At 46.8% G+C, this 1900-nt stretch carries 2 pseudogenes; both read left to right on the top strand.

The features are described from left to right. Positions 1–1662 (top strand): annotated as a pseudogene (locus EHO58_RS19565) (LIC12048 family lipoprotein); the annotation flags it as partial. A gap of 19 nt (positions 1663–1681) precedes the next feature. Further along, positions 1682–1900: pseudogene (locus tag EHO58_RS19665) on the top strand (hypothetical protein); the annotation flags it as partial.

Below are 1900 nucleotides of genomic sequence, written 5' to 3'. Positions count from 1 at the left end.
AACGCTTTCTATACGGATTGGAATACTCTGAATAACGCTAACGTTACTTCTACGAATTATACTACAGCTTTGGGTTTGCCACTTCTTGTGACCACTCCTATAAACTGTACTACGATCCCTTTCCATCCTCTAAATTGTTTAGGTTTTACTGCAGATATGAACGCCATCAACTGGATGGGGAATTATAATTACGGAGTGGGAGCTTGGAACTCCGGAACAGACGGAGGAGCCTTTGACTCTTTCCTTGCTAATGGTCTATTCCGTCTAACGGCAACCAGTACGAACCGTAGTTATCGTCTGGAGTCTAGCACAAACGACTTCGTTGTGAACGAGAACGTTTCTGTTACCACTCTGTCCGAACCACAAACAGTTACTTACGGAGACGTGGCCTTTACCGTATGGAGACAGGATAATACTCTCCAGGGTAAGTTCATACAGATCTCCACAGGTACTGTTTTGACTGGCGGAGCCCAAGTGAAACTTAATACCGCAAATGCAACTGGCAAATTCGTAGTCAAAACAGACTCGGGTAAGGCCTCCATACTTTGGGAGAATGGTGCGGATATATACATTGCATTTAGAGATCTGACAGCTGCCAATTTCCCTGCTATTGGATCTGAAATCAAAGTAGCAACACGTCCGAATACTTCGGGAGGTTTAGCTCTTGCTATGGGAGGAGGCGGAAAGGCCATCGCGGTTTGGTCAGTTGTTACTACCTCTACCTCATTATTTACGACTACCACAACCCATACTGTCGCAGGCCGAAATTTCCAAGGAGATGCGGCCGGTACATCCGGAACCGGATTTGGCGTAGCTCTTGTGAGTGGAGTTGGAATGAATTGTGTGCTTGGTGCAGACAGCGATGGAGGGAACACTGCACTTATAGCTGTAGGCTACGGTATCAATTCGAATATAGTGAGTGGCTATACATATGATTTTGCAACTGGAACCAGACAAGCTGGCCCAGTCAGTTTGTCTGGGACTACTGGAGCAGCAGTTGTAACTTCCGTCTCTGTGAACGCTGTCGGCGGGAAGGCATTTGTTGTATGGCGAAGGACAGACACAACTGCGGTCGCTCGAGTCTATGATTTGACAACGAATACTTCTATGGGGCCGAATGCTTTCGGTATTGCAGGAAATACAAGTGCGATTTCTACAAATGCAATGGCGGGCTACGGGCTACTTACTTTTAGCTCCACTCAGAATACGGGAATCTATCTGCGAGTCGTCGACCTTTCGGATGGGCTTTTGGAATATACCACAACTCTTCAATTGGATACTTCTAAATCAGCTAAGAGCAGGAAACCGGGAGGAATTTATCTTTCAGGAACAAATATCATCGCTCTCTGGGAACATGAGGAATCTTCGAAACGTACTATTCGAGGAAGGGCGGCCACTGTCGCGCCAGCTTTGGTTACAAAGGGATCCGGAGAATTCTTTGTGAGCACTACGAATTTCGGAAACCAGACAGGACCTAAGATTGCGGTCAAGGATGCTACCGGATTCGTGGTTTGGTGGGCAACTGATTCCTCCCAGCAGAATATCCGAGGTTACTCTTTAGATATCATGAATCCTGGTGCGCTTCAATACGGTTTGAACAACTTCTTTGTGGCTCCACTCATAGAGAGAGATTACACTCTGAAAGCGCAGATCAATTTCTAAGCTCCATAAGGATTTCGTTATGAAGCTTAGGGTATCCGCGATCCTTTGTATCGTCGGTCTTTTTTCCTTCGCAAACTGTTGGAAGGGACCGGGGTTACTGGATCGGATTTGCAAGCATACATTTTGTGGGGATTTGCCTCCTGGGACTAGTTTTCCTTCTCCCGGGTCGGCTCCTGCTCCTGAGGGAAGCGATCTATTCTCCATCTCCACAAATTATAGCCAGGCGATAGACGATCCG

It is taken from the genome of Leptospira selangorensis, from assembly GCF_004769405.1.
Classification (GTDB): Bacteria; Spirochaetota; Leptospiria; order Leptospirales; family Leptospiraceae; genus Leptospira_B; species Leptospira_B selangorensis.
Note: the sequence above shows the minus strand (reverse complement) of the source record. Positions and strands in the feature narration are given on the sequence as shown.